The sequence below is a fragment of the Rathayibacter sp. AY1E2 genome (assembly GCF_002932325.1).
GTDB lineage: Bacteria > Actinomycetota > Actinomycetes > Actinomycetales > Microbacteriaceae > Rathayibacter.
On record NZ_PSVO01000021.1, the window covers coordinates 46598 to 54348 of the forward strand.

Sequence of the window (7751 nt, forward strand, 5' to 3'; positions counted from 1 at the left end):
GTCCCGACCATCTGGCGCACGTGCATGAGGCCCCCGGCCGCGCGCACCGAATCGTACGGCGAACGGATGTGACCACCGTCACCTTCGCCCGAACGCCGATCACCCGCGCCCCCGGCCACCGCCTGCGCGTCCTCGATCGGCATGATGCCCCCGAAAGGCACCACTCCATGTCGAACACCCCCCTCTCCTTCAGCGCCCTCGGCGTGCCGGCCCCCCTCGTGGCCGCGCTCACCGCGAGCGGCATCACCGAGCCCTTCCCGATCCAGGTCGACACGCTGCCCGACACGCTCGGCGGACGCGACGTCCTCGGCCGCGGCAAGACCGGCTCCGGCAAGACCCTCGCCTTCTCCATCCCGATGATCGCCCGCCTCGGCGGCTCCCTCGCCGGCGGGCGCCGCCGCCCCGGACGCCCGCTCGGACTCGTCCTCGCGCCGACCCGCGAGCTCGCCACGCAGATCACCGCTGCGATGCAGCCCCTCGCCGACGCCTACGGCATCGTCACCACCACGATCTTCGGAGGCGTCTCGCAGCAGCGCCAGGTCGCGGCGCTCAAGCAGGGCGTCGACATCGTCGTGGCCTGCCCGGGCCGCCTCGAGGACCTGATGAAGCAGGGCTTCGTGAACCTCGACGCCGTCGAGATCACCGTCCTCGACGAGGCCGACCACATGGCCGACCTCGGCTTCCTGCCGGTCGTCACGCGCATCCTCGACAAGACCCCCCGCGGCGGGCAGCGCCTGCTGTTCTCCGCGACGCTCGACAACGGCGTGGACAAGCTGGTCAAGAAGTACCTCCAGAACGAGGTGCTCCACTCGGTCGACGAGGCCAACTCGCCCGTCGCGCTGATGACCCACCACGTGTTCGAGGTCGACGGCCTCGACGCCAAGAACGCGCTCGTGAAGACGCTCGCGTCCGGCACCGGCCGCCGCATCCTCTTCATGCGCACCAAGCACCACGCGAAGAAGCTCGCCAAGCAGCTCACCGGCCAGGGCATCCCCGCGGTCGACCTGCACGGCAACCTCTCGCAGGTCGCCCGCGACCGGAACCTCGCCGCGTTCGGCGCCGGCACCGTCAAGGTCCTCGTCGCCACCGACGTCGCCGCCCGCGGTGTGCACGTCGACGACGTCGAGCTCGTCATCCACGTCGACCCGCCGATGGAGCACAAGGCGTACCTGCACCGCTCGGGCCGCACCGCCCGCGCCGGCAGCGAGGGAGACGTCGTCACCGTCGTCCTGCCCACGCAGCGCAGCGACGTGAAGACCCTCCTCCGCAAGGCCGCGATCCAGGTCGCGCCCCAGCAGGTGACGGCCGACTCGGCCGCCGTCGCGAAGCTCGTCGGCGACGTCGCTCCGTACGTCACCCCCAGCGCCGTCGTCGAGCCCGTCCGCGGCCAGTCGCAGGGCGGACGCTCGCAGGGCGCCAACGCGCAGCGCAAGCGCGCGGCCCGCACCGAGGGCACCGCCGCACCCCGCGGCGGACGCTCGACGGGTGCCGCGACCGGCGGAGGCGACCGCCCCCGCCGCGACCGCACCGCCGCCGAGGGACCCGCCCGCGGCGGCGCCCGCGGAGGCCGCAGCCGCTCGGCCGCCGGCGCCCCCTCGACCTCGGGCGGATCGCGCTCGTTCTACAGCACCGCGACCGGCGGAGCAGCCTCGGCCGCTCCCGCCCGCGAGTCCGCCGGCGGCGGCGCCCGCCGCGGCGGCCGCCGCGCGCAGGGCTGAGTCCGATTGTGCGCCGCGGAGCGGCGCACCGCGGTCGACTTCAAGGACGGTTGCGCTGCGCAGAGCGTGTCGCGACCGGCTAGGTCCGATCCGCTCACACGCGGATCGACCGTTCGCCTCGCGGGGAGCCGCGGAGCGGCGCACCGCGGTCGGCTTCAAGCACGGTCGCGACGCGCAGAGCGTGTCGCGACCGGCTAGGCCGATCCGCTCGCACGCGGATCGACCGTTCGCCTCGCGGGCAGCCGCGGAGCGGCGCACCGCGGTCGGCTTCAAGCACGGTTGCGACGCGCAGAGCGTGTCGCGACCGGGGCTGAGCGTTCGGTGATCGCACCTCAGCGCTCGTCCTGATCAGGGCGCCGACATCACGAAGGGCCGGGGCCCGCGACTACTGGTCGCGGGCCCCGGCCCTTCGTCGTTCACGCTTCACCTCTTCGAGCGGAGTCCCGCGCAGGGAGTTCCGGAAATCCTCACCGCGTCATGATCAGGCGATCCCCTGCTGCGCCGTCGTCGGGCAGGGGCGCCGCCTCTCCTCGCCCGGTCACAGAGGTCCCATGGATGCCGGATCCACGAGCCGAACGGCCGAGTCGCGTGCCGGCGGATCGGTCCAGGCGGACGCACGATGCTCCAGCCGGCCTGCTGTCCCTGCGAGCCGACCGCGGCGCGCCGCTATCGGCGCGCAGAAGGGAGCACCGCGGCCGATCCGCGCCGCTAGGACAGGCGGCCGACGGAAGCGAGCGCGGCGCGGATCAGCGCGCCCCGCCCGCCCTCCATCTCGGCGGAGATCGCGTCGGAGCAGGCCTCGTCGGGGGTCATCCAGGTGAGCTCGAGGGCGTCCTGGCGGGGGTCGCAGGTGCCGGTGACGGGGACGACGTAGGCGAGGGAGACCGCGTGCTGGCGGTCGTCGGTGAACGGTCCCATGCCGGGCATCGGGAAGTACTCGGCGACGTGGAAGGGGAGCGGGCTCGCCGGGAGGAGGGGGAAGGCCATGGGACCGAGATCCTTCTCGAGGTGGCGGAACAGCGCGTCGCGCAGCGTCTCGCCGTACATCACGCGGCCCGAGACGATCGTGCGGGTGATCTGGCCGGAGGGGGTCGCGCGCAGGAGCACGCCGACCTCGGTGACCTGCCCGAGCCCGTCGACCCGGACGGGCACGGCCTCCACGTACAGCAGCGGGAGCCGCCGGCGGATCTCGGCGAGTTCGTCGTCGGACAGCCACCCGGAGTTCGGGTCAGGGGTGCGCACGCTCATGCAGCCATTCTCACCCTTCGCGGCTGGTGTTCCGACCGGCGGCGGCGATCCCGCACTCAGGGGGATGATGGTGCGATGGGAATCGACGCGAACGCGGTGCTGTGGTCCTCCTCCGAGCGCGACCGCGTCGGCAGGCCCCTCCTGGTGCTGCTGCACGGCTACGGCTCGCACGAGGGGGACCTGTTCTCGCTCGGCGCCTACCTGCCGCTGGAGCCGGTCCTCGCGTCCCTTCGGGCGCCTCTCGCCCTGGGCGGCGGGGCGAACGCGTGGTGGCCGCTCCGGGTGCCGCTGGTGCCTGATGAGCCGCGGGCCGATCCCGAGGCCGTCGAGGCGGCGGCGGCGGGGGTGATCGAGTGGCTCGACGCTCTGGGGCACCCGGGTCCGGTGGGGCTGCTGGGCTTCTCCCAGGGCGCCGCGCTGGCGGTGCAGCTGCTTCGGCGCGCGCCGGGCCGCTTCGCCTTCGCGGTCGCTCTGTCCGGGTTCGTGGTCCCGCTCGCCGAGGGCGACGACGCGGACGAGCGGCTCGCCCGCGAGCGTCCTCCGGTGTTCTGGGGCCGCGGGACGCTCGACACGGTGATCCCGGAGGAGCTCGTGCGGGACGCGGCGGCCTGGTTCCCGGAGCACACGGCGCTCGACGCCCGGGTCTACGAGGGCGTCGCCCACGGAGTCGGGCAGGCCGAGCTCGCTGACATCGGCACGTTCGTGCGTCTCGGCTTCGCCTGACGGGCGGGCTCCTCCGCGTCAAGGGCTCGCCCCCGGGCCGCGGCCCCGGCAATGTCGGAGGTGGCAGGGAGGATGGGTGCATGCCGGACGTCCTCGAGCGCTTCTCCCCCGCCACGCGCGCGTGGTTCGAGGGCGCGTTCCCGGCGCCGACCGCCGCCCAGGAGGGGGCCTGGTCGGCCATCTCGAGCGGAGCGCACGCCCTCGTGGTCGCTCCCACCGGCTCCGGCAAGACGCTCTCGGCCTTCCTCTGGGCGATCGACCGGCTCGTTCAGGGCCCGCCGCCGGAGGATCCGCAGCACCGCACGCGCGTGCTCTACGTCTCGCCGCTGAAGGCTCTCGGCGTCGACGTCGAGCGCAACCTCCGCTCGCCTCTCGTCGGCGTCACCCAGACGGCGCTGCGGCTGAGCGCCGAGGGCATCGGCAGCGCGCCGGCCACGGTCACCGTCGGGGTGCGGTCGGGAGACACGCCCGCCGCCGAGCGGCGCGTGCTGCAGAAGACGCCGCCGGACATCCTGATCACGACCCCCGAGTCGCTCTACCTCATGCTCACCTCGGCGGCGCGCGAGTCGCTCCGCGGCGTCGAGACGGTCATCGTCGACGAGGTCCACGCGGTCGCGTCGACCAAGCGCGGGGCGCACCTCGCCGTCTCCCTCGAGCGGCTCGACGCCCTGCTTCCGAAGCCGGTGCAGCGCATCGGCCTCTCGGCGACAGTGCGCCCGCGCGAGGAGGTGGCCCGGTTCCTCGCCGGCCGCTCCCCGGTCGCGATCGTGGCTCCGGCGTCCGAGAAGCAGTGGGACCTCAGCGTCGTCGTCCCGGTCGAGGACATGTCCGAGCTGGGGACGGCGGCTCCGCAGGACGGATCGACGATGGGGGCCACCGGTCCGCAGAGCGGGTCGATCTGGCCGCACGTCGAGGAGTCGATCGTCGACCGGGTCCTCGCGCACACCTCCTCCATCGTCTTCGCGAACTCCCGCCGCCTCGCCGAGCGGCTGACCGCCCGGCTCAACGAGATCTACGCCGAGCGCCGCGAGCTCGCCGCGGAGCGGGCGCGCGAGGCGGGTGAGCCCGTCGCGGTCGGGGCCCTGCTAGCCGAAGCGGGCTCCTCCTCCGTCCGCCGCTCCCCGGCCGAGGCGATGGGAGCGGCCGGGGGCACGAGCGGCAGCGGGCAGTCCGCGCCCGACGAGGAGCCGCTGCTCGCCCGCGCCCACCACGGCTCGGTGAGCAAGGAGCAGCGCGCGATCATCGAGGACGACCTGAAGTCCGGCCGCCTGCGCTGCGTGGTCGCGACCTCGAGCCTCGAGCTGGGGATCGACATGGGCGCGGTCGACCTCGTCGTCCAGGTCGAGACGCCGCCCTCGGTCGCGAGCGCCCTGCAGCGCGTGGGTCGAGCCGGCCACCAGGTCGGCGAGGTCTCGCGCGGGTCCTTCTACCCCAAGCACCGGGCCGACCTTCTCCACTCCGCCGTGACGACGGAGCGGATGCGCTCGGGCCTGATCGAGGCGATCGCCGTCCCCGCGAACCCGCTCGACATCCTCGCGCAGCAGACCGTCGCCGCGACCGCCCTCGAGAGCCTCGACGTGGACGACTGGTTCGACACCGTCCGCCGCAGCGCCCCCTTCGTGTCCCTGCCCCGCTCCGCCTACGAGGCGACCCTCGACCTCCTCTCGGGCCGCTACCCCTCCGACCAGTTCGCGGAGCTGCGGCCGCGCCTCGTCTGGGACCGCGACGCGAACACGCTCACCGGCCGGCCCGGCGCCCAGCGCCTCGCCGTCACCAGCGGCGGCACCATCCCCGACCGCGGGCTCTTCGGCGTGTTCATGGTCGGCGAGCCGGGCTCGACCGGCAACCGCGTCGGAGAGCTCGACGAGGAGATGGTCTACGAGTCCCGCGTCGGCGACGTCTTCGCGCTCGGAGCCACCAGCTGGCGCATCCAGGAGATCACCTACGACCGCGTGATCGTGACGCCGGCGTTCGGCGAGCCCGGGCGCCTCCCGTTCTGGAAGGGCGACTCGCAGGGGCGCCCCGCCGAGCTCGGCGAGGCGATCGGGGCGTTCACCCGCGAGGTGGGCGCCGCCGCCCCCGAGACGGCCCGCGAGCGCTGCACCGCGGCCGGGCTCGACGAGTACGCGACCAACAACCTCCTCTCCTTCCTCGACGAGCAGCGCCTGGCCACAGGGCAGATCCCGGACGACCGCACCCTCGTGCTCGAGCGCTTCCGCGACGAGCTGGGCGACTGGCGGCTGGTGCTGCACTCCCCGTACGGGATGCAGGTGCACTCGCCGTGGGCGCTCGCCATCGGCGCTCGCGTCCGCGAGCGGCACGGCGTCGACGGAGCGGCCATGGCCGGGGACGACGGCATCGTCGTGCGGATCCCCGACACGGAGTCGGAGCCGCCGGGCTCCGAGCTGTTCCTGTTCGAGCGCGAGGAGCTGGAGCAGCTGGTCACGAGCGAGGTCGGCGGCTCCGCCCTCTTCGCCGCCCGGTTCCGCGAGTGCGCGGCGCGGGCGCTCCTGCTCCCGAGGTACAACCCGGGCAAGCGCTCCCCGCTCTGGCAGCAGCGGCAGCGGGCGGCGCAGCTGCTCGACGTCGCCCGCACCTACCCGACCTTCCCGATCATCCTCGAGACCGTCCGCGAGTGCCTCCAGGACGTCTACGACCTGCCCGCGCTGCTCCGGCTCGCCGCGCGGCTGGACGGGCGCGAGCTGCGGATCCTCGAGGTCGAGACGCCGACCGCCAGTCCGTTCGCGCGGTCCATGCTCTTCGGCTACGTCGCGGCCTTCATGTACGAGGGCGACAGCCCGCTCGCCGAGCGCCGTGCCGCGGCGCTCTCGGTCGACGCGACGCTCCTCGGCGAGCTGCTCGGCCGGGCGGAGCTGCGCGAGCTGCTCGACCCGGCCGTCCTCGCGCAGATCGAGCGCGAGCTGCAGCGCGTCGAGCCCGAGCGCCGCCTCCGCGGGCTCGAGGGCGCCGCCGACCTGCTCCGGCTGCTCGGCCCGCTGACGCTCGACGAGCTCGGGGAGCGCCTGGTCGACGAGTCGGTCGCCTCGGCGGACGTCGCGAAGGCGCCCGCGATCGAGCGCGCGGTGCTCGAGGCCGACGTGGCCGCGCTCGTGAAGGCCAAGCGCGTCCTGCCCGTGGGCCTCGGCGGTGAGCAGCGGTACGCCGCGATGGAGGACGCCTCCCGGCTCCGCGACGCTCTCGGCGTGCCCCTGCCGATCGGCGTCCCCGTCGCCTTCATCGACCCGGTCCGCGATCCGCTCGGCGACCTCGTCGCCCGCTACGCGCGCACCCACGGCCCCTTCACCGCCGCCGCCGTCGCCACCCGCCTGGGCCTCGGAGTCGCGGTCGTCACCGACACCCTGCGCCGCCTCGCGGGCGAGCGCCGCGTCTCGGAGGGCGAGTTCCGCCCCACAGGCACCGGGACCGAGTGGTGCGATGCCGAGGTGCTGCGCCGCCTGCGCAGCCGCTCTCTCGCCGCGCTCCGCAAGGAGGTGGAGCCGGTGGACGCGGCCGCGTACGCCCGCTTCCTCCCCGCCTGGCAGCACGTCGGCGGCTCGCTCCGCGGTATCGACGGCGTGGCCTCCGTGATCGACCAGCTGGCCGGCGCGCCCATCCCCGCGTCCGCCTGGGAGTCGCTGATCCTGCCCGCCCGGGTGCGCGACTACTCCCCCGCGATGCTCGACGAGCTCACCGCGACCGGCGAGGTCCTCTGGGCCGGCGCGGGCACCCTGCCCGGCAACGACGGCTGGGTGAGCCTCCATCTCGCCGACACGGCAGGGCTGACCCTCCCCGTCCCCGCCGCCGAGTCCGTGACCCTGACCGAGCTCCAGCAGGAGATCGTCGGCGTGCTCGGCTCGGGCGGCGGCTACTTCTTCCGCCAGCTCTCCGACGCGGTCGGCTCCACCGACGACGCGGGCCTCGTCGAGGCCCTGTGGGAGCTGGTCTGGGCCGGGCTCGTCACGAACGACACCCTGGCGCCGCTGCGCACCCTCGTCGGCTCGACCGGCGGCGCCCACCGCCAGCCGCGCGCCCCCCCCCGCGCCCGCCCCCCCGCCCCCCCCC

General features: G+C 74.5%; 4 protein-coding genes. 3 read left to right on the forward strand and 1 reads right to left on the reverse strand.

Annotated elements, in window-relative coordinates; all coding sequences use genetic code 11:
• Nucleotides 1-167 precede the first annotated feature (167 nt).
• On the forward strand, nucleotides 168-1718 hold the full coding sequence (locus C5C49_RS13765) for a DEAD/DEAH box helicase (protein WP_104225114.1): 1551 nt from the start codon (nucleotides 168-170) through the stop codon (nucleotides 1716-1718).
• Nucleotides 1719-2426: 708 nt separating this feature from the next.
• Here the strand turns inward: C5C49_RS13765 and C5C49_RS13770 are convergent.
• On the reverse strand, nucleotides 2427-2966 hold the full coding sequence (locus tag C5C49_RS13770) for an NUDIX hydrolase family protein (protein ID WP_104225113.1): 540 nt from the start codon (nucleotides 2964-2966) through the stop codon (nucleotides 2427-2429).
• 75 nt (nucleotides 2967-3041) lie between these two features.
• On the opposite strand from C5C49_RS13770, the gene C5C49_RS13775 reads away from it, so the two are divergent.
• Nucleotides 3042-3689: an alpha/beta hydrolase gene (locus C5C49_RS13775; RefSeq protein WP_104226771.1), complete on the forward strand. Its 648-nt coding sequence runs from the start codon at nucleotides 3042-3044 to the stop codon at nucleotides 3687-3689.
• 80 nt (nucleotides 3690-3769) lie between these two features.
• Nucleotides 3770-7751: ATP-dependent helicase (locus C5C49_RS13780; protein ID WP_104346352.1), on the forward strand; the 3982-nt coding region annotated here is incomplete at its 3' end.

What these genes read in the sequence shown, in the direction of transcription:
- C5C49_RS13765 (WP_104225114.1), top strand. Translation starts at nt 168, where the DNA reads ATGTCGAACACCCCCCTCTCCTTCAGCGCCCTCGGCGTGCCGGCCCCC.
- C5C49_RS13770 (WP_104225113.1), bottom strand. Translation starts at nt 2,966, where the DNA reads ATGAGCGTGCGCACCCCTGACCCGAACTCCGGGTGGCTGTCCGACGAC.
- C5C49_RS13775 (WP_104226771.1), top strand. Translation starts at nt 3,042, where the DNA reads ATGGGAATCGACGCGAACGCGGTGCTGTGGTCCTCCTCCGAGCGCGAC.